Annotated in this window: 16 protein-coding genes; 6 read left to right on the top strand and 10 right to left on the bottom strand. The window is 61.2% G+C overall.

Features of this window, described 5'->3' with window-relative positions:
- Positions 1-55: 55 nt before the first annotated feature.
- The 6 genes from LOY52_RS04265 to mreB all read right to left on the bottom strand — a co-directional run bounded on the left by LOY52_RS04265 (position 56) and on the right by mreB (position 8,886).
- Entirely contained in the window at positions 56-3,859 is a 3,804-nt protein-coding gene (locus tag LOY52_RS04265) for a YhdP family protein (RefSeq protein ID WP_258678374.1), read from the bottom strand.
- Between the two features lie 75 nt (positions 3,860-3,934).
- Positions 3,935-5,392 carry a ribonuclease G gene (gene rng / locus LOY52_RS04260; protein ID WP_007961585.1) on the bottom strand — a complete coding sequence of 486 codons (1,458 nt, stop codon included), beginning with the start codon at positions 5,390-5,392 and terminating at the stop codon, positions 3,935-3,937.
- A gap of 58 nt (positions 5,393-5,450) precedes the next feature.
- Complete coding sequence (locus LOY52_RS04255; RefSeq protein ID WP_258678372.1) at positions 5,451-6,047, bottom strand: nucleoside triphosphate pyrophosphatase; 597 nt, start codon at positions 6,045-6,047, stop codon at positions 5,451-5,453.
- Positions 6,048-6,091: 44 nt separating this feature from the next.
- Positions 6,092-6,583, bottom strand: a complete 492-nt coding sequence (gene mreD / locus LOY52_RS04250; protein WP_007961576.1) for a rod shape-determining protein MreD — start codon at positions 6,581-6,583, stop codon at positions 6,092-6,094.
- Positions 6,583-7,707 carry a rod shape-determining protein MreC gene (gene mreC / locus LOY52_RS04245; RefSeq protein WP_258679825.1) on the bottom strand — a complete coding sequence of 375 codons (1,125 nt, stop codon included), beginning with the start codon at positions 7,705-7,707 and terminating at the stop codon, positions 6,583-6,585. Before mreC ends, mreD begins: the two co-directional genes overlap by 1 nt.
- A gap of 141 nt (positions 7,708-7,848) precedes the next feature.
- On the bottom strand, positions 7,849-8,886 hold the full coding sequence (gene mreB, locus LOY52_RS04240) for a rod shape-determining protein MreB (protein WP_002555108.1): 1,038 nt from the start codon (positions 8,884-8,886) through the stop codon (positions 7,849-7,851).
- Between the two features lie 211 nt (positions 8,887-9,097).
- Between mreB and gatC the strand changes: the two genes are divergently transcribed.
- The 6 genes from gatC (at position 9,098) to LOY52_RS04210 (ending at position 14,360) form a co-directional block, all read left to right on the top strand.
- A complete protein-coding gene (gene gatC, locus LOY52_RS04235; protein WP_003221657.1) occupies positions 9,098-9,385 on the top strand; it encodes an Asp-tRNA(Asn)/Glu-tRNA(Gln) amidotransferase subunit GatC in 288 nt (95 codons plus the stop codon).
- A gap of 16 nt (positions 9,386-9,401) precedes the next feature.
- Positions 9,402-10,853: an Asp-tRNA(Asn)/Glu-tRNA(Gln) amidotransferase subunit GatA gene (gene gatA, locus LOY52_RS04230; protein ID WP_097090387.1), complete on the top strand. Its 1,452-nt coding sequence runs from the start codon at positions 9,402-9,404 to the stop codon at positions 10,851-10,853.
- A 10-nt stretch (positions 10,854-10,863) separates the two neighbouring features.
- Positions 10,864-12,309, top strand: coding sequence for an Asp-tRNA(Asn)/Glu-tRNA(Gln) amidotransferase subunit GatB (gatB, locus tag LOY52_RS04225; RefSeq protein ID WP_007961565.1), 1,446 nt, complete (start codon positions 10,864-10,866; stop codon positions 12,307-12,309).
- A 191-nt stretch (positions 12,310-12,500) separates the two neighbouring features.
- Positions 12,501-12,875: a septal ring lytic transglycosylase RlpA family protein gene (locus tag LOY52_RS04220; protein WP_258678367.1), complete on the top strand. Its 375-nt coding sequence runs from the start codon at positions 12,501-12,503 to the stop codon at positions 12,873-12,875.
- Between the two features lie 46 nt (positions 12,876-12,921).
- Positions 12,922-13,983, top strand: coding sequence for a calcium/sodium antiporter (locus tag LOY52_RS04215; protein ID WP_258678366.1), 1,062 nt, complete (start codon positions 12,922-12,924; stop codon positions 13,981-13,983).
- Positions 13,980-14,360: a carboxymuconolactone decarboxylase family protein gene (locus LOY52_RS04210; protein WP_003221648.1), complete on the top strand. Its 381-nt coding sequence runs from the start codon at positions 13,980-13,982 to the stop codon at positions 14,358-14,360. Before LOY52_RS04215 ends, LOY52_RS04210 begins: the two co-directional genes overlap by 4 nt.
- Positions 14,361-14,467: 107 nt before the next feature.
- Here LOY52_RS04210 and LOY52_RS04205 read toward each other — a convergent pair whose 3' ends face one another.
- From LOY52_RS04205 to LOY52_RS04190, 4 genes are all read right to left on the bottom strand, one after another.
- A complete protein-coding gene (locus LOY52_RS04205; RefSeq protein ID WP_041072811.1) occupies positions 14,468-15,409 on the bottom strand; it encodes an AEC family transporter in 942 nt (313 codons plus the stop codon).
- A 159-nt stretch (positions 15,410-15,568) separates the two neighbouring features.
- Positions 15,569-17,122 (bottom strand): galactarate dehydratase, encoded by a 1,554-nt coding sequence (garD, locus tag LOY52_RS04200; protein ID WP_027610829.1) that lies wholly within the window; start codon positions 17,120-17,122, stop codon positions 15,569-15,571.
- 11 nt (positions 17,123-17,133) lie between these two features.
- Entirely contained in the window at positions 17,134-18,498 is a 1,365-nt protein-coding gene (locus LOY52_RS04195; RefSeq protein ID WP_258678358.1) for an MFS transporter, read from the bottom strand.
- Positions 18,499-18,680: 182 nt separating this feature from the next.
- Positions 18,681-20,126 carry an aldehyde dehydrogenase family protein gene (locus LOY52_RS04190; protein ID WP_027610827.1) on the bottom strand — a complete coding sequence of 482 codons (1,446 nt, stop codon included), beginning with the start codon at positions 20,124-20,126 and terminating at the stop codon, positions 18,681-18,683.
- Positions 20,127-20,175: the final 49 nt, after the last annotated feature.

Below are 20,175 nucleotides of genomic sequence, written 5' to 3'. Positions count from 1 at the left end.
GATCAAAAGATCGCAGCCTGCGGCAGCTCCTACACGGGGGAAAGCCTCATGCTACTCAAAAAGGCTTGTCGAAGGTGATTTTCGGCTCTTTCCACGGACCTTTGACCGTGTACTTGACGCTGGCGAAGCGCGCCACGCGGTCGCCGATCAACTTGTCGATCAGGAACAATGCCCCGCCGACCGCCGGTGCGCCGACGATCAACGCAGCAATTGGCAGATTGTTGGTCACCGGCAAGGTCACCAGCAATTTTGCATCGACCTGATCGCCGACCAGATCCAGCGTACCGTCCAGCTCAAGGTTGCTCGAAGGACCGGTCAGACGAATCGGCTCGCGGGTGACATACACGCCGTTATTAGCCACCAACAGGCCCTTGACCCGATCGTAGCTCAAGCCTTTGCCAAACAAGTCGGAGAAGTCCAGACGCAGGCGACGGCCGATGGAGTTGAAATTGAGCAGGCCAAACACCCGCAACGCCTGCGCGCCGCCCTCCACTTCAACGAACTGACCTTTATTGAGCGAGGCGTCCAGCGTGCCGGAGAAGCGCTTGGTCGCCAGCCATGCCGGCGAGCCCGGCCAGCGGCCATCGACGTCCATGTGGAACTCTTCACTGGTCACGCTCGGCGCAAAGCCCCAGCCCTTGAGCACATCGGCGAGGTTCTTGCCGCTGATCCGGCCCTTGAACCAACTGTTGGTCGAACCCGGCGCTCCTTCCCAGCCGCCATTGCCCTGCAACAGGATGCCCTTGAGGCCCATGTCCATATTGTTCAGGGCGATGCCTTTGGCCGTCGGGCGAACTTTCAGCGACCAGCCGCCAACCAGATCCTGGCCCAGAAACAACTGATTGATGGTGATATCCAGCGCGGGAATCTTGGTCGGGTCGACCGAAACCAGCGGATCAGGCGAATTCTCGTCGGCCTGCACCGTCGGATCCGGCGCCGGCAGACGTACGTATTGCAGATTGACCGCGATCGGCGCGCCTTTGGCGTCCGGCAGGCTGGCCGAGCCCTTGGCCTGCTGGCTGTCGAGCGCCAGATTCCACGCCCAAGGTCTGCGATTGACCTGCACTGCGGCCTGATCCAGCGTGGTGCCGAATGCTGTGAGCTTGCCCACCTTGAAGTCGGCACTGTTGAGTAATTGTTTGGCGCTGCCGCCCGGATCGTTGCCCGCGTATTTGCTGACCAGATCCTGCCACGGCGCGACGTCCAGCTCCGACAGCACACCGCGAATGCGCAAGCCCTTGGCCTCCGGCAGAACTGCGTCGCCCGTACCGAGGAACAACTCACCGCGGCCATCGGCGATATTGCTCGGCGGCGCGGCGAAGGTGAAGCTCGCCAGTTGGTCGTAGTTGACCCAGTAACGCCGCTCCGCACCTTGCAGGGTCATGCGAAACACCGTGTCACGCCCCTGCTCGGCCGACATGCCGAACGGTGCCGGCAGATCCACTGCCACGCCCTTCATGCTGGAACTGACGGTCAGCTGGCTGTCGGTGCCGTCGAGGTTGACCTGCAACTGATACGGAAGGGTCCCGGACACCGGCAACGGCTGAGTCACGCCCAACCAGTCAGTGAGTTTCTTGACCTCGACCTGCCCGGAAGCCGCGACCCGAGTCTTGAGCTTGTTCGGACTGCCATCAGCGAAAATCTGTGCGGTCACGGGCTTGTCGAAAGCCCTGGCGGCGATGTTCTGACCGCTCAGCCCCTTGGCGCTGTCGAAGCGGAAATCGCCCTTGAGCTGACTCAGTTCCAGCTTGGGCTCAGCCAGTTTCAGGCGCGCATTGGCGGTCTTGAAGTCGACGAGGATCTTCGGCAGATTGCCCTTTTCCAGCGGAATGTCGAGTTTGACCTTGCCCTGCAGATCGCCCTCGCCTTCCCAGCCGGCAAAGGTTTCGCCAGTGCCGATCGGCGCGGTCTGCAGAATCTTCAAGCCATCGCCCAGCCCGCCGGCAAATCCGCCGTCGAGCAACAAATGCGTGGGCTGCCCGGCCGGCGCATGGGGAATGTTGACGAAAACGTCGCTGACCTGGGTGTCGAGCAACTGGCCCTTGTCGGCCACGATGCGCACGCCGCTGTCCTCGATGAACACGTCGCCGCTGACCTTACTCACGTGTGGCCAGCCCGGCTGGAACGCCAGCTCGGCGTCATGCACCTTGAAGAACAGGCTGATGCTGCGATCCACGTCCTTGGCGTTTTTGCTCAGCGAACCCTGGTACTGGAAGAAGCCCTGATCCACGGCGCCCTTGAGGATCGCCGTACGCAGCCACTCGTCGAGGGCCGGGCTCAGGACTTCGGGCAGGTATTTGGCGGTGTAGCGACCGTCGCCATCGACCAGCCCGACACGCAGGTCCATGTAGTCTTCCTGGCTATGGTCGAAGTGCAGGCGGATCAGGAAGTCGCCGGCAATCTTGCCCTCTTCGCCCAGCACTTTCAGGTACGGCGCGATCAGGGTGAAACCTTCCTTGTCGAGCTTCCAGGTCAGGCGGGCGTTGGCCTGAATGTATTGCCATGGCTTGGCGAAGATCGGGTCGAGGTGCAGGACGAAATCCTTGCTGTCCAGGCGCAGCTCGCCACCGTCGAGGTTGCCGCTGAGGCTGCCACTGACGTTTCGCGCCGCCGGGGCACCGTGATAGGCATCGAAACCGACATTATCGAGGTTGGCAGCGAAGCCGAATTTCGAACCGTCGGTGGCGTTGGGCCGAAAATCCAGCAGCACGTTGCGCAGTCCACCCGTCACCTTCAGGTGGTCGATCACCGTGGCGACGTTTTCGGGCAATGGCCCAAGCGCATTGAGCAGCGGCGTAATCGGTGTCAGGTCGAGGCGATCGGCCTGCAAATGCCACAGCTCATCGGCTTTATCGGTGGCCACCGTCTGCTTGAGCTGCACATGGGATTCCCAGCGGGTCTCGCCGAAGTTCATCGCCAGCGAATCGAGGGTAACGATTGCGCCCTCGTCATCCCGCTGGTAATAGCCGTTGAGCGCCAGATTGCTGAACTTGATCGGCTTGCGCTCGGCATAAGCGCCGCTCACCTGTGGTGCGTTCAAACGGATGGCGGCGCTTTGCAGAGCGCCGTCGTTCCAGTTCACCCACAGTTCGCCGCCCGCCTTGATCTCGGAAAAATTCCATTGTTGGGTCAATCGCTCCGGCAGCCACTTCGACCAGTCGCTTTGCGGCAGGCTGACATAACCTTCCACCGAACTGTCCGGCAATTGAGAGGGGCGAATCCGCGTACGCAGGTTCATCGCCACCGGTTGCCCGTCGGGCAAGGTCAGACGAGCATCGAGACGCTGACGGCTGCTGCCGGTTTTCAAATTGAGGCCGACATAAGTAAAGGTCATCGGCGCCTGATCCAGCGGCTGCACGGTCACCTGACTGTCGAGCACCGACAGTTGCTGAACCATCTGCGAGCGCTTGAACAATTGCTCGGGATCAAGCGGCTGGTCGTTCTGCACCGGCAGGCCTTCCAGCGCCCAGGTGCCGTCCTGCGCTTCCTTGATGCTGATCTTCAGGCCGTTCAGTTCCAGGTGGGCGATGCGGACTTCGCGCGCCAGCAGACTGGCCCAGAGGTCAGGCACCACGCGCACCCGATCCAGACGCAAGGCATTGGCGCCGTCGCCGACCATCACATCATGGGCCAGCAGAATCGGGGCGAAGCCGCTCCAGTTGCCTTCCAGCTCGCCGATCTGCAACGGCATGCCGAGTGCGGCAGTGGCCTTGTCTTCGATATCAGTGCGGTATTCCGCCACCAGTGGCGTCAGTTCCCGACCGAGGCTGACGTACAACGCCATCAACACCAGAACCAACGCGCACAGGCCCAGCCCCCAGCGGGTCAGTGCGGCCAAAATGCGTGTCAGACGCTCCATGTCAGTTGGCTCCCATGGCAAAAAAACTACTAAAAGCTGAGGCCAGCCGTTGTGGATTAAATGTGCTGCAGGGGTTCAGAGCAGCACCACGTCATATTGTTCCTGGGAATACATGGTCTCGACCTGAAAGCGTATGGTGCGGCCAATAAACCCTTCAAGCTCGGCGACGTTACCGGATTCTTCATCGAGCAAACGGTCCACCACTTTCTGGTTCGCCAGCACCCGGTAACCTTCGGCCTGATAGGCCCGGGCTTCACGCAGAATCTCGCGGAAAATCTCGTAACAGATGGTTTCCGGGGTCTTCAACTTGCCCCGGCCCTGACAACTGCTGCACGGCTCGCACAGCACTTGCTCAAGGCTTTCACGGGTGCGTTTGCGGGTCATCTGCACCAGGCCCAACTCGGTGATGCCAATGATGTTGGTCTTGGCGTGATCACGTTCGAGCTGTTTTTCCAGGGTGCGCAGCACCTGGCGTTGATGCTCTTCATCTTCCATGTCGATGAAGTCGATGATGATGATCCCGCCCAGATTGCGCAGGCGCATCTGCCGGGCAATTGCGGTGGCGGCTTCGAGGTTGGTCTTGAAGATGGTTTCTTCGAGATTGCGATGGCCTACAAACGCGCCGGTGTTGACGTCGATGGTGGTCATGGCTTCGGCCGGATCGACCACCAGATAACCGCCGGACTTGAGAGGCACTTTGCGCTCGAGGGCTTTCTGGATTTCATCTTCGACGCCATACAGGTCGAAAATCGGTCGCTCGCCCGGATAGTGTTCCAGACGATCGGCGATTTCCGGCATCAGTTCGGCGACGAACTGCGTGGTTTTCTGGAAAGTTTCCCGGGAATCGATGCGGATTTTCTCGATCTTTGGACTGACCAGATCGCGCAAGGTGCGCAGGGCCAGACCGAGGTCTTCGTAGATCACACTCGGCGCGCCGATGGTCTGGATCTGCGCATTGATCTGATCCCACAGGCGGCGCAGGTAGCGGATGTCCATGAGGATCTCATCGGCCCCGGCACCTTCGGCGGCGGTACGCAGGATGAAGCCACCGGCCTCTTTGATCCCTTCTTTGGCCACACAATCGCTGACCACCTGCTTGAGGCGCTCGCGCTCGGCTTCGTCTTCGATTTTCAGGGAAATGCCGACGTGAGCGGTGCGCGGCATGTACACCAGATAACGCGACGGAATCGACAACTGTGTGGTCAGGCGCGCGCCCTTGGAACCGATCGGATCCTTGGTGACCTGCACCACAAGGCTCTGACCTTCGTGCACCAGCGCGCTGATGCTTTCCACCGCCGGGCCTTCGCGAAGGGAGATTTCCGAGGCGTGGATGAATGCCGCACGATCCAGACCGATGTCGACGAATGCCGCCTGCATGCCCGGCAGCACCCGGACAATCTTGCCCTTATAGATGTTGCCGACGATCCCGCGTTTTTGCGTGCGCTCGACATGGACTTCTTGCAGCACACCGTTTTCGACCACCGCCACGCGCGATTCCATCGGCGTGATGTTGATCAGAATCTCTTCACTCATGGCAGGGTCTCGTTCAGGCATGTTCACGATAATGGCCGCATCTTGATTCGTACGACGCTCATTGCGCGTTCAGGTTTTGCCAACAGGGTATGCCGAAATGGCCCAACAGTTCTGCGGTTTCGCAAACCGGCAGCCCGACCACCGCCGAATAGCTGCCATTGAGCCCGGCGACAAACACCGCGCCGAGGCCCTGAATGCCATAACCGCCGGCCTTGTCCCGGGGTTCGCCACTGGCCCAGTAGGCCGCAGCCTCTTCGCGGCTGATCGGGCGGAACCGCACCAGACTGCGCACCACGCGCGACTCGCAGCGCTGGCCTTCGAGCACGGCGATGGCGGTCAGCACTTCATGTTCCTTGCCGGACAACATCATCAGCATGGCGCATGCATCGGCTTCGTCCACCGGTTTGCCAAGAATTTTGCCATCGAGCACCACCGCGGTGTCCGCGCCCAGAACGCAAAACGCCGCGTCGGCCATCCGCGTGCGTCGACCGGCCTCGGCCTTGCCACGCGCCAGGCGTTCGACATAGGCCGAGGGCGATTCTTCAGGGAGCGGGGTTTCATCGATGTCCGCACTGATGGCGGAGAACGGCACACCGATCTGCGTGAGCAACTCACGCCGACGCGGCGAACCAGAGGCGAGGTAAAGCGGCTTCATCAAGACATCTCCCTTGTCGAGGTGCGGGCACATGCCTGACCGAATCAGTTGATTTTGTAGCGCCGGCGCAATCCACGCAAAGCGAAGCTGACCCAAGGCCAGAGCAAGGCACTGACCAATGCCGGCAGTACCAGCGCCAGGGTTGGCTGACGGTTGCCGGTCAAGGCGCTGAGCCACAATTGAACCAGTTGAGCGAGGCCGAAGATCACCAGGATCACCAGGCATTGCTGCCACATCGGGAACATCCGCAGACGCTGCTGCAACGACAGCACGAGGAAGGTGATCAGCGTCAGGATCAAGGCGTTCTGACCAAGCAGATCGCCCTGCAGCACGTCTTCGGCCAGCCCCAGGCAGAACGCGGTGACCATTCCGACCGTATGCGGCATGTACAACGCCCAGAAAGTCAGCAGCAAGGCCAGCCAGAGGGGACGCAGGATTTCCATGAACATCGGCAGCGGTGAAACGCTGAGCAGGATGCCGACGACAAACGTCAGCCAGACAATCCAGCCGTTACGCGAAGCGGTAGCCCCGACCATTATTCTTGTCTCCCGGTGGAGGCCGGCGCAGTGGCGGGCGGTTTCGCCGCCGGTCGCGCAGCCGGCTGGGATGCGGGCGGTTTGGCCGCCGCCGCAGGCTTGGTCGCAGCGGGTTTGCTCGCAGCAGGTTTGGCCGGCGTGGTGCTGGCCGCAGCGGCCGGTGCTGCCGGGGCGGCTGGCGCTGCAGCGCCAGCCGGTGTGTTGACGACTTTCGGCACCGTGGCCGGAAGCATCGGGCCACCGCCCTGCGCATCGAGATTTTCCTGGGCCTGCGCCGCATCGTTGGCGCGCTCTTCGGCGGTGCGGTTGTCACTGAACACCAGCAGCAGATAACGGCTGCGGTTCAACGCGGCGGTCGGCACCGCGCGGACAATCGCGAACGGCTGACCGGAATCGTGAATGACTTCCTTGACCGTCGCCACCGGATAACCGGCCGGGAAGCGCTGACCGAGGCCGGAGCTGACCAGCAGATCGCCTTCCTTGATGTCAGCGGTATCGGCAACATGCCGCAGTTCCAGACGTTCCGGGTTGCCGGTGCCGCTGGCAATCGCCCGCAGACCGTTACGGTTCACCTGCACAGGAATGCTGTGAGTGGTATCGGTCAGCAGCAGCACACGGGAGGTGTACGGCATCAACTCGACCACCTGGCCCATCAGACCGCGTGCATCGAGCACCGGCTGACCGAGCACCACGCCATCGCGCTCACCTTTATTGATGATGATGCGATGGGTGAAGGGATTGGGGTCCATGCCGATCAACTCGGCCACTTCGACCTTTTCGTTGACCAGTGCGGAGGAATTGAGCAACTCGCGCAGCCGCACGTTCTGCTCGGTAAGGGCGGCAAGCTTCTGCATGCGCCCCTGCAACAGCAGGTTCTCGGTCTTGAGTTTTTCGTTTTCGGCGACCAGCTCGGTGCGGCTGCCGAACTGACTGGCGATCCCTTCCCACAGCCGTCCGGGCAGGTCGGTGATCCAGTAGGCGTCCATCAACACCAGCGACGCTTGTTTGCGCGCGGGTTTGAGCAGGTCGAAGCGGGCATCGACCACCATCAGCGCGACCGACAGCACGGCCAGCACCAACAGGCGCACACCCAACGAAGGGCCTTTGGCGAAAAGCGGTTTAATAAGCCGCTCCTCCCAGGCAAATGTTCTGTTTATTCATACGGCATCAAACCGGCCTGGATGAAGACTGACAGAAGATAAACGCCAACAGGCAGCACTGCAAAGTGCTGCCTGTGCGCTCACCCACGTATTGCAAACCGGCGCTTATTCGCTGGAGAGCAGGTCCATGGTGTGCTTGTCCATCATTTCCAATGCACGGCCACCGCCGCGAGCAACGCAGGTCAGCGGATCTTCGGCAACGATCACCGGCAGACCGGTTTCCTGGGCCAGCAACTTGTCGAGGTCACGCAGCAGCGCGCCACCACCGGTCAGCACCAGGCCACGCTCGGCGATATCGGAAGCCAGTTCCGGCGGCGATTGCTCCAGCGCGCTTTTCACCGCCTGAACGATAGTAGCCAGGGACTCTTGCAGAGCTTCCAGCACTTCATTGGAGTTCAGGGTGAATGCGCGTGGAACGCCTTCGGCCAGGTTGCGACCGCGAACATCGACTTCGCGCACTTCGCCGCCCGGGTAGGCCGTACCGATTTCCTGCTTGATGCGCTCGGCAGTCGATTCACCGATCAGGCTGCCGTAGTTGCGGCGCACGTAGGTGATGATTGCTTCGTCGAAGCGGTCGCCACCCACGCGGACGGATTCGGCATAGACCACACCGTTCAGGGAGATCAGCGCGATTTCAGTGGTACCACCACCGATATCGACGACCATCGAACCGCGTGCCTCTTCAACCGGCAGGCCGGCACCGATCGCAGCAGCCATCGGCTCTTCGATCAGGAACACTTCACGGGCACCGGCGCCAAGGGCCGATTCACGGATGGCACGACGCTCAACCTGGGTGGATTTGCATGGAACGCAGATCAGCACACGAGGGCTGGGCTGCAGAAAGCTGTTTTCGTGAACCTTGTTGATAAAGTATTGCAGCATCTTTTCGCAGACGCTGAAGTCGGCGATCACGCCGTCCTTCATCGGACGAATGGCAGCAATGTTGCCCGGCGTACGGCCGAGCATGCGCTTGGCTTCGGTGCCGACAGCAACGACACTTTTCTGGTTACCGTGTGTCCGAATGGCCACAACCGATGGCTCATTCAGGACGATACCGCGCTCGCGCACGTAAATAAGGGTGTTGGCAGTGCCCAGGTCAATGGAAAGATCGCTGGAAAACATGCCACGCAGTTTCTTGAACATGGGAAAGGGACCCTAGGCAACGCGTGGGTAAAAAAGTGCGGCAAACTCTAACAACGACAGGGATTTTGGGCAAGGCGCCAATATGTTAAATTGGCCGCTTTTCTGTGCACCAAGCCCCACAATCGCGGCCTTATGACCGTAGAAGTGCGGTAGTGTTCCGACAATCTAACACACGGACGCCGTCCGTTCTGTTTTCCACTGGAGAATCCCGATGGCGCTAGAACGCTCCGACGTGGAAAAAATCGCACATCTGGCCTGCCTTGGCCTCAATGATGCCGATCTTCCGCACATTACTTCCGCCCTCAACAGCATTCTCGGGCTGGTCGACGAAATGCAGGCCGTCGATACCGACGGTATCGAGCCTTTGGCCCACCCGCTGGAAGCCAGTCAGCGCCTGCGCGCCGACGTCGTGACCGAGACCAATCACCGCGAGGCCTATCAGTCCATCGCACCAGCGGTCGAAAACGGCCTGTATCTGGTTCCGAAAGTCATCGACTAAAGGGAAAGAGCCTGCAATGCATCAAATGACTCTGGCCGAGATCGCCCGCGGTCTCGCCGATAAAAAATTTTCCTCCGAAGAGCTGACCAAAGTCCTGCTGGCGCGTATTACCCAGCTCGATCCGCAGCTCAACAGTTTCATCAGCCTCACCGAAGAGCTGGCACTCGAGCAGGCGAAAGCCGCCGACGCGCGCCGGGCCAACGGTGAGAGCGGCGCCCTGCTCGGTGCGCCGATTGCCCACAAGGACCTGTTCTGCACCCAGGGCATCCGCACCAGCTGCGGCTCGAAGATGCTCGACAACTTCAAAGCGCCGTACGACGCCACCGTGGTTGCGAAACTGGCCGCTGCCGGCGCCGTGACCCTGGGCAAGACCAACATGGACGAATTCGCCATGGGTTCGGCCAACGAGTCGAGCTGGTACGGTGCGGTGAAAAACCCGTGGAACCTGGAACACGTGCCAGGCGGTTCGTCCGGTGGTTCGGCCGCCGCGGTTGCCGCTCGTCTGTTGCCGGCGGCCACGGCCACCGACACCGGCGGTTCGATCCGTCAGCCCGCTGCATTCACCAACCTGACTGGCCTGAAACCGACCTACGGTCGTGTTTCGCGCTGGGGCATGATCGCTTACGCCTCCAGCCTCGACCAGGGCGGCCCGTTGGCGCGTACGGCCGAAGACTGCGCGATTTTGTTGCAAGGTATGGCCGGGTTCGACCAGAACGACTCCACCAGCATCGATGAGCCGGTTCCGGATTACTCCGCCAGCCTCAACACCTCGCTGCAGGGCCTGCGCATCGGCGTGCCGAAGGAATACTTCAGCGCCGGTCTCGACCCGCGCATCGCCGAACTGATCCAGAACAGCATCAAAGAGCTGCAGAAGCTCGGTGCGGTGATCAAGGAAATCAGCCTGCCGAACATGCAGCACGCGATTCCTGCGTACTACGTGATCGCCCCGGCCGAAGCTTCCTCGAACCTGTCGCGTTTCGACGGCGTGCGCTTCGGCCATCGCTGCGAGAACCCGGAAAACCTGATCGACCTGTACAAGCGCTCGCGTGGCGAAGGCTTCGGGCCTGAAGTGCAGCGCCGGATCATGGTCGGCGCCTACGCGCTGTCCGCCGGTTACTACGACGCCTACTACCTGAAAGCGCAGAAGATCCGTCGTCTGGTGAAGAACGACTTCATGGCGGCCTTTAATGAAGTCGACATCATCCTCGGCCCAACCACGCCGAACCCGGCCTGGAAACTCGGCGCGAAGAACAGCGATCCGGTCGCTGCCTATCTGGAAGACGTCTACACCATCACCGCCAACCTCGCGGGCCTGCCGGGCCTGTCGATGCCGGCCGGTTTTGTCGACGGTCTGCCGGTGGGCGTGCAGTTGCTCGCGCCGTATTTCCAGGAAGGTCGCCTGTTGAACGTTGCCCATCAGTATCAGTTGAACACTGACTGGCACACCCGCACCCCAACCGGCTTCTGAGGAGACACACATGCAATGGGAAGTCGTGATCGGGCTGGAGATTCACACTCAGCTCACTACCCGGTCGAAAATCTTTTCCGGTAGTTCCACCCAGTTCGGCTCCGAGCCGAACACCCAGGCCAGCCTGATCGACCTGGGCATGCCCGGCGTGTTGCCGGTACTGAACCAGGAAGCGGTGCGCATGGCAGTGATGTTCGGTCTGGCGATTGACGCCGAGATCGGTCAGCACAACGTGTTCGCCCGTAAAAACTACTTCTACCCGGATCTGCCAAAGGGCTACCAGATCAGCCAGATGGAGTTGCCGATCGTCGGCAAGGGCCACCTGGACATCGCATTGGAAGACGGCACCGTCAAGCGTGTCGGCATCACCCGCGCGCACCTGGAAGAAGACGCCGGCAAGAGCCTGCACGAAGAATTCAACGGTGCCACCGGCATCGACCTGAACCGTGCCGGCACGCCGCTGCTGGAAATCGTTTCCGAGCCGGACATGCGCAGCGCCAAGGAAGCCGTGGCTTACGTCAAGGCGATCCACGCGCTGGTGCGTTACCTGGGCATCTGTGACGGCAACATGGCCGAAGGCTCGCTGCGTTGCGACTGCAACGTCTCGGTACGGCCGAAAGGCCAGGTCGAGTTCGGCACCCGCTGCGAGATCAAGAACGTCAACTCGTTCCGTTTCATCGAGAAGGCAATCAACTCGGAGATCCAGCGGCAGATCGAGCTGATCGAAGACGGCGGCAAAGTGATCCAGCAGACCCGTCTGTACGATCCGAACAAGGACGAGACCCGTCCGATGCGTTCCAAAGAGGAAGCCAACGACTATCGTTACTTCCCTGATCCGGACCTGCTGCCGGTGGTCATCGAAGAGTCGTTCCTCGGCGAGGTGCGCGCCACCCTGCCGGAACTGCCACCGCAAAAACGCGAGCGCTTCCAGAGCCAGTTCGGTCTGTCGGCCTACGACGCCAACGTGCTGGCCACCAGCCGTGAGCAAGCGGACTACTTCGAGAAAGTCGCGGCCATCGGCGGCGACGCCAAGCTGGCGGCGAACTGGGTGATGGTCGAGTTGGGCAGCCTGCTCAACAAGCAAGGCCTGGACATCGACGAATCGCCGGTTTCCGCTGAACTGCTGGGCGGCATGCTGCAGCGCATCAAGGACAACACCATCTCCGGCAAGATCGCCAAAGTGGTGTTCGAAGCGATGGCCAACGGCGAAGGCACGGCGGACGAGATCATCGACAAGCGCGGTCTGAAGCAAGTGACCGACAGCGGCGCGATCTCCGCGGTGCTGGACGAAATGCTCGCGGCCAACGCCGAGCAGGTCGAACAATACCGTGCGGCAGACGAAGCCAAACGCGGCAAGATGTTCGGCTTCTTTGTGGGTCAGGCCATGAAGGCTTCGAAAGGCAAAGCCAACCCGCAGCAAGTGAACGAACTGCTGAAAAGCAAGCTCGAAGGCTGACCACAATGGAGCCAGCATTTTTTACTGGCTCTGATCCCCTGTGGCGAGGGAGCTTGCTCCCGCTGGTCTGCGCAGCAGACCCAAGTCGGCAATCGCACTCTTTCAGAAAGAATGCGGTTGCTGGTTTTGCGACCGCTTCGCGGCCGAGCGGGAGCAAGCTCCCTCGCCACAATTATTCTGGGAGCTTTCGAATGAAACGTCTGCTCGGCGCCTGCGCCCTGCTCTCCTTGCTCGCCGGTTGCGCCAGCAACGACATCATCGACCCGCACGGTTACGACCAGACCGGCGTCGCCTCCTATTACGGTGCCAGGCACCACGGTAAACGCACCGCCAGTGGCGAGCCGTTCAACCAGCATTCCCTGACCGCCGCCCACCGCCAATTGCCATTCGGCACACGGGTGAAGGTCACCAACCTGAAAAACGACAAATCCTGCGTTGTGCGCATCAATGATCGCGGCCCGCGCACCCGTGGCCGCTTGATTGATGTCTCGCGTGAAGCCGCCGAACGCCTCGGCATGCTCGGCAGCGGCACGGCGCGGGTGCGCATACAGGCCCTCGACGACTGATGGAGCGCTGACCATTTTTGCTCTGGCCGATTTACCGCTGATCAACGTGATCGAACTGCTCAGCGGTCTGATTCTGCTGATCCTCGGCGCCGAACTGATGGTGCGCGCCGCCGTGCGTCTCGCCGCGCGCCTGCATATCCGACCGCTGATCATCGGCCTGACCATCGTCGCCCTCGGCAGCAGCGCCCCACAGATGGCGGTCAGCTTGCAAGCGACCCTGGCGCACAACCCCGACATCGCCGTCGGCAGTGTGATCGGCAGCAGTATCTTCAACATCCTCGTGACCCTTGGTCTGTCGGCGCTGATCATTCCGCTACGAGTCTCGCGGCAACTGGTGCGCCTGGATATTCCACTGATGATCGGCGCCAGCCTGCTGGTGTTCGTCCTCGCCTGGAACGAACAGATCGGCCGCTTCGACGGTGTCCTGTTACTCGCGGCACTGGCGTTGTATCTGGGCCTGCTGCTGCGCCAGTCGCGACACTCGGCGCGCCCGCATTCGGAATTGCCGCAAGCCCCGCAGGCACCGTGGTTCAGCAGTCTGCTGATGATCGTTGTCGGCCTGGCGCTGTTGGTGTTCGCCGGACATTTACTGCTCGGTGCTGCGGTGGCGGTGGCGACCGATCTGGGCTTCTCCGAACGGGTGATCGGCCTGACGGTGGTTGCGGTCGGCACCTCGCTGCCGGAACTCGCCACCTCGCTGATCGCCGCATTGCGCGGACAGCGCGACATTGCCGTGGGCAACGTGATTGGCGCCAACCTGTTCAACCTGCTCGGGGTACTCGGGGTCACTGCATTGATCGCACCGACGCCGTTGTCGGTCTCGCCCAATGCGCTGGATTTCGACTTGCCGGTGATGCTCGGCGTCGCCGCGCTGTGCCTGCCGGTGTTCTATTCCGGCTATCGTGTGACCCGCGCCGAGGGTCTGCTGTTGCTCGGTTTGTACGCGGCTTACGGACTGCACGTGGTGTCGTTCACCACCGGCATGCCGCTGGCCGGCAAACTGGAAAAACTGATGCTGTTCTACGTGCTGCCGACGCTGCTGGCGTTTCTGTTGTTCACGTCAGTACGCGCCTGGCGCCGCCAACACCACAAGAGGGATGTGCCATGACCGATTCGCAGAAAACCGGGGTTGAAATCCGCCGTCAGGTAATGGGCGATGCGTTCGTTGATCGCGCGCTGGGCAACGCCACCGAATTCACTCAGCCGTTGCAGGATTTCGTCAATGAACACGCCTGGGGCGGCGTGTGGAATCGCGAAGGTCTGCCACTGAAAACCCGCAGCCTGATCACCCTTGCCGCGCTGACCGCGTTGAAGTGCCCACAGGAGTTGAAAGGCCACGTGCGTGGTGCGCTGAACAATGGCTGCACGGTCGAGGAGATTCGTGAGGCGCTGCTGCATTGCGCGGTGTACGCCGGCGTGCCCGCAGCGATTGATGCGTTTCGCGCGGCGCAGGAAGTGATCGACAGTTACCAGAAACCCGAGTGATCGAACTGACGCCTTCGCGAGCAGGCTCGCTCCCACATTAGGAATGCATTTCCCTGTGGGAGCGAGCCTGCTCGCGAAGAGGCCCTGTCAGCCAGCGAAAATGTCAGTCAGATCCACCCACCCCACTGCAACAGAAAGATCCCGATATTGGTGGTCACCGCCGCCATCAGCGTGGTCAGCACAATGATCGCCGCTGCCAGCTCATGATTGCCCTGCGCCGCCCGGGCCATGACGAAACTGGCCGCCGCCGTCGGGCTGCCGAAGTACAGAAACAGAATCCCCAGCTCCGCGCCACGAAAGCCCCACAGCCACGCCCCCAGCGTTGCCAGCACCGGCAGGCCGATCATCTTCACCAGACTCGAACTCAGCGCCATGCTGCCGCTCTTGCGCAGCGCCGCCAGTGACAGCGTGCCGCCGATGCAGATCAGCGCCAGCGGCAAGGTGGTTTGCGCCAGATACTGGCCGGAGGTTTCCAGCCAGCCCGGCAGGCTGATCTGGAAATACGCGAACGGCGCGGCGGCAATCACGCTGATGATCAGCGGGTTGCTGAACACGCTTTTGCAGATGCTCCACGGATCGGACTTGATCACCGGGCTGTACACCGCGAGCACGATGGTCGACAGGGTGTTGTAAAACAGGATCACCAGCGCCGCGAGAATCGCCCCGAGGGAAATCCCGTAGTCGCCGTACATGCTCGCCGCCAGCGCCAGACCGATCACCCCATTGTTGCCGCGAAACGCACCCTGGGTGTAGATGCCGCGATCTTCACGCGGGCACTTGATGATCGCCCAGCCCCAGGCCAGAGCAAAACTCACCAGCGTCGCAACCGCAAAATAGATCAGCAGCGCCGGTTGCAGCGCGGCATGCAGATCCGCATGCAGGATCCCGAGAAACAACAGCGCCGGCATGCTGACGTTGAACACCAGCGCCGAGGCGGTGTGGATGAAGTTGTCGTTGATCCAGTCGATGCGCTTGAGCAACACCCCGAGGAACAGCATGGCAAACACCGGCGCGGTAATGTTCAGGGTTTCGAGGAAGATTGCCAGCATGCCGGGGGGAGCCTTTGGGTGAGCGTCGTCAGGGGCTAATGATAAGCCAGCGAGTCCTCCGGCGTCTGTCAGATTGCCTTCGCGAGCAGGCTCGCTCCCACAGGGGAATGCATTTCAAATGTGGGAGCGAGCCTGCTCGCGAAGAACGATGACGCGGTATCAGGTAATCGGCGCCGGATTGAACAGGGTGATGTCGTTATGCAGCTTGTGCTTCTCCGCCCAGGTCTGCTGCTTGCCACTGGCAACATCCAAGTAGTAGTGGAACAACTCCCAGCCCAATTCCTCGATGGTCGCGCGCCCAGTGGCAATCCGACCGGCATCGATGTCGATCAGGTCCGGCCAGCGCTGCGCCAATTCCGTACGCGTCGAGACCTTGACCACTGGCGCCATCGCCAAGCCATACGGCGTACCCCGCCCGGTGGTGAACACATGCAGGTTCATCCCCGCTGCCAACTGCAAGGTGCCGCAGACAAAATCACTGGCCGGCGTCGCGCAGAAAATCAAACCCTTCTGCTTGAAACGCTCGCCCGGGCCGAGCACGCCATTGATCGCGCTGCTACCGGATTTGACGATCGAACCCAGCGACTTCTCGACAATGTTCGACAACCCACCCTTCTTGTTGCCCGGTGTGGTGTTGGCACTGCGATCCGCTTCGCCCTTGGCCAGATAGCGGTCGTACCAGTCCATCTCACGCACCAGTTCCTGCGCCACGGTCTTGGTTTCGGCACGCGAAGTCAGCAGATAGATCGCATCGCGCACTTCGGTGACTTCGGAAAACATCACCGTCGCCCCGGCGCGCAGTAGCAGGTCCGAGGCGTAACCCAGCGCCGGGTTGGCGGTGATGCCGGAGAACGCATCGCTGCCGCCGCACTGCATGCCGAGGATCAGCTCGGAGGCCGGCACGGTTTCGCGGCGGCGCTGGTCGAGCTTCTTCAAACGGACTTCGGCCAGCGCCATGATCTGCTCGATCATCTCGGTAAAACCGTGGCTGGAATCCTGAAGGCGATACAGCCACGGCTCGCTGAGATCGACCGAGGCATCGTCCTCGTGCATCACCTGCCCGGCCTGCAATTTCTCGCAGCCGAGGCTGATCACCAACGCTTCGCCACCGAGGTTCGGGTTGCGCGCCAGGTTGCGCACGGTGCGGATCGGTATATAGGCGTCGGTGGCGGTGATCGCCACGCCGCAGCCGTAACTGTGGGTCAGCGCCACCACGTCATCGACATGCGGATACTTCGGCAGCAACTCGTCCTTGATGCGTTTCACCGCGTGATCGAGCACACCGGTCACGCACTGCACCGTGGTGGTGATCCCGAGGATATTGCGCGTACCGACGGTGCCGTCGGCGTTGCGATAACCCTCGAACGTGAAGCCTTCCAGCGGGGCCTGCGCGGCCGGTACTTCGGTGGACAGCGGCAAGCTGTCCAGCGGCGGCGCGGTCGGCATGCGCAGTTGATCTTCCTTGACCCAGCTGCCACGCGGGATCGGCTGCAACGCGTAACCGATGGTCTGGCCGTAGCGAATCACCTGGCCGCCCTCGGGAATATCCTCGAGGGTGACCTTGTGGCTCTGCGGCACAAAATCCACGGTCACCAGACCGTCCGGGAACTCGGTGCCGGCCGGTACGCCCTGGTCGTTGACCACAATCACTACGTTGTCCCGCTCGTGCAGGCGGATGTAGCGCGGCGAGTCGGAATGTTCAATCAACTGCATGACGCCGCTCCTCAGGAATGCGCTTGAGACAATTTGCCGGTGATTTCAGAACCACCGTTGGTTGGCGGCTCTTTGAGCACCACACGTTTGATCGGGCCGACGATCACCAGGTAGCTGAACACCGCAACCAGTGCGTTGGCACCGACGAATACCAGCGCCCACTTGAACGAACCGGTGGAGCTGATGATGTAGCCAATCACGATCGGCGTGGTAATCGAGGCGATGTTACCGAAGGTGTTGAACAGGCCACCGCTCAGACCGGCGATCTGTTTCGGCGAGGTATCGGACACCACCGCCCAACCCAGCGCGCCCACGCCTTTGCCAAAGAATGCCAGGGCCATGAAGCCGACCACCATCCATTCAACATCGACATAGTTGCAAGCGACGATGCTGCTCGACACCAGCAGACCGGCGATGATCGGTGCCTTGCGGGCGAAGGTCAGTGAATGCCCTTTGCGCAGCAAGTAATCGGAAATCACCCCGCCAAGCACTCCACCGATGAAACCGCAGATTGCCGGCAGCGAGGCAATGAAACCGGCTTTGAGAATAGTCATGCCGCGCTCCTGCACCAGGTACACCGGGAACCAGGTCAGGAAGAAATAGGTGATGCCGTTGATGCAGTACTGACCCAGATATACACCGAGCATCATGCGATTGGTCAGCAACTGACGGATGTAATCCCACTTCGGCCCGTCGGCTTTTTTGCCTTGCTTGACGTCCATGTCGACCATGCCGCCGTTGTCGGCGATGAACTGCACTTCGGCTTCGTTGGCCATCGGGTGTTGACGCGGGCTGTGGATAACCTTGAGCCAGATGCCCGAGAAGACGATGCCGAACATACCCATGACGATGAACACGTGTTCCCAGCCGAAGGTGTAGACGATCCAGCCCATCAGCGGCGCGAACAGCACGGTGGCGAAGTATTGCGCCGAGTTGAAGATCGCCGAGGCAGTACCGCGCTCCGCAGTCGGGAACCAGGCCGCGACAATCCGTGCGTTGCCGGGAAACGATGGCGCCTCGGCCAGCCCCACCAGAAAGCGCAGCATGAACAGCGCAACGATCGCCGTGGACATGCCGAACTCACCGACGAAGCCTTGCAGTACGGTGAACAGCGACCAGGTGAAAATGCTCAGGGCATAGACTTTTTTCGAGCCGAAGCGATCGAGCAGCCAGCCACCGGGAATCTGCCCGGCGACGTAGGCCCACCCGAAAGCGGAGAAGATATAACCGAGGGTGACCGCGTCGATGCCGAGGTCTTTTTGCAGGCTTGAACCGGCGATCGCGATGGTCGCGCGGTCGGCGTAGTTGATCGTGGTCACCAGAAACAGCATGAGCAGGATCAAATAGCGGACGTGAGTCGGCTTGGACGATTGCATGTAGATGTACTCCCACTGATTATTTTTATGCGCGGGTGAATCTGTTGTGCTGCATGTATTCCCTGTAGGAGCTGCCGAAGGCTGCGATCTTTTGATCTTGATCTTCAAAACAAAATCAAAAGATCGCAGCCTTCGGCAGCTCCTACAGGGGGGCGGTGTCGGGGTCGACACCGCGTGCTCCTTCAGGAGCCGATGTAGGCGGTTTTCACCACGGTGTAGAACTCTTGCGCATAGCGCCCTTGCTCACGTGAGCCATAGGATGAACCCTTACGGCCACCGAACGGAACGTGGTAATCGACACCAGCGGTCGGCAGGTTGACCATCACCATCCCCGCTTGCGAATGGCGCTTGAAGTGGTTGGCGTACTTCAGCGATGTGGTGGCAATACCGGCGGACAGACCGAACTCGGTGTCGTTGGCCATCGCCAGCGCCGCCTCGTAATCGGCCACGCGAACGACGTTGGCCACCGGGCCGAAGATCTCTTCACGGCTGATGCGCATCGACGCTTCGCTGTCGGCAAACAGCGTCGGCGCGAGGAAGTAGCCTTCGGTGTCGCAGGTCACCAGACCACCGCCGCTGACCAGACGCGCACCCTCGGACTGGCCGATGTCGATGTACTTCATGTCCTGCTCAAGCTGCGCCTGGGAAACCACCGGGCCGATGTCGGTGCCGGATTTCAGCGCGTGGCCGACCTTGATCGACTGCATGCGCTCGGCCATCGCTTCGACGAATTTGTCATGAATCCCGGCGGTGACGATCAGGCGGCTCGACGCCGTGCAACGCTGACCGGTGGAGTAGAACGCGCTCTGCACCGACAGCTCGACCGCTTGTTTGAGGTCGGCGTCATCGAGAATGATCTGCGGGTTCTTGCCGCCCATTTCCAGCTGCACCTTGGCTTGGCGCGAAACGCAATTAACCGCGATCTGCCGGCCAACACCCACCGAACCGGTGAAGCTGATGCCATCGACTTTCGGGCTGTTGACCAGCGCTTCGCCGACCACTCGACCGCTGCCCATCACCAGGTTGAACACACCAGCCGGGAAGCCTGCACGGGAGATGATTTCCGCCAGCGCCCAGGCACAACCCGGCACCAGATCCGCCGGTTTCAGCACCACGCAGTTGCCGTAGGCCAATGCCGGAGCAATCTTCCATGCCGGGATGGCAATCGGGAAGTTCCACGGGGTGATCAGACCGACCACGCCGAGGGCTTCGCGGGTCACTTCGACGTTGACGCCCGGGCGCACCGACGGCACGTAGTCGCCGGACAGACGCAGGCATTCACCGGCGAAAAACTTGAAGATGTTGCCGGCGCGGGTCACTTCGCCGATGGCTTCGGGCAGGGTCTTGCCCTCTTCCCGGGCGAGCAGGGTGCCGAGTTCTTCGCGACGGGCGAGGATTTCCGTGCCGACTTTATCCAGCGCATCGTGACGGGCCTGAATGCCCGAAGTCGACCACGCCGGAAACGCGGCGCGGGCCGCATCGATGGCGGCGTTAACCTGAGTCAGGTCAGCCTTGGCATAGTCGCCGATGGTGTCGCTCAACTCGGACGGGTTGATGTTCGCCGAGTAGTCGGCACCGGCGACCCATTCACCGTTGATGTAGTTGTCGTAACGCTTGGAATCAGCCACAGAAAATTCTCCTCTCTACGCAAAAGCCGCTGATTGCTCAGCGGCCTTG

It is taken from the genome of Pseudomonas sp. B21-051 (assembly GCF_024748795.1).
In the GTDB taxonomy this organism is placed as follows: Bacteria; Pseudomonadota; Gammaproteobacteria; order Pseudomonadales; family Pseudomonadaceae; genus Aquipseudomonas; species Aquipseudomonas putida_A.
The sequence above is the reverse complement of the archived record's forward strand: the minus strand, read 5'-3'. Positions and strand labels throughout refer to the sequence as shown.

Bases quoted from the DNA above. Each gene is read 5' to 3' on its own strand.
- LOY52_RS04265 (WP_258678374.1), bottom strand. From the start codon at position 3,859: ATGGAGCGTCTGACACGCATTTTGGCCGCACTGACCCGCTGGGGGCTG.
- rng (WP_007961585.1), bottom strand. From the start codon at position 5,392: ATGAGTGAAGAGATTCTGATCAACATCACGCCGATGGAATCGCGCGTG.
- LOY52_RS04255 (WP_258678372.1), bottom strand. From the start codon at position 6,047: ATGAAGCCGCTTTACCTCGCCTCTGGTTCGCCGCGTCGGCGTGAGTTG.
- mreD (WP_007961576.1), bottom strand. From the start codon at position 6,583: ATGGTCGGGGCTACCGCTTCGCGTAACGGCTGGATTGTCTGGCTGACG.
- mreB (WP_002555108.1), bottom strand. From the start codon at position 8,886: ATGTTCAAGAAACTGCGTGGCATGTTTTCCAGCGATCTTTCCATTGAC.
- gatC (WP_003221657.1), top strand. From the start codon at position 9,098: ATGGCGCTAGAACGCTCCGACGTGGAAAAAATCGCACATCTGGCCTGC.
- gatA (WP_097090387.1), top strand. From the start codon at position 9,402: ATGCATCAAATGACTCTGGCCGAGATCGCCCGCGGTCTCGCCGATAAA.
- gatB (WP_007961565.1), top strand. From the start codon at position 10,864: ATGCAATGGGAAGTCGTGATCGGGCTGGAGATTCACACTCAGCTCACT.
- LOY52_RS04220 (WP_258678367.1), top strand. From the start codon at position 12,501: ATGAAACGTCTGCTCGGCGCCTGCGCCCTGCTCTCCTTGCTCGCCGGT.
- LOY52_RS04210 (WP_003221648.1), top strand. From the start codon at position 13,980: ATGACCGATTCGCAGAAAACCGGGGTTGAAATCCGCCGTCAGGTAATG.
- LOY52_RS04205 (WP_041072811.1), bottom strand. From the start codon at position 15,409: ATGCTGGCAATCTTCCTCGAAACCCTGAACATTACCGCGCCGGTGTTT.
- garD (WP_027610829.1), bottom strand. From the start codon at position 17,122: ATGCAGTTGATTGAACATTCCGACTCGCCGCGCTACATCCGCCTGCAC.
- LOY52_RS04195 (WP_258678358.1), bottom strand. From the start codon at position 18,498: ATGCAATCGTCCAAGCCGACTCACGTCCGCTATTTGATCCTGCTCATG.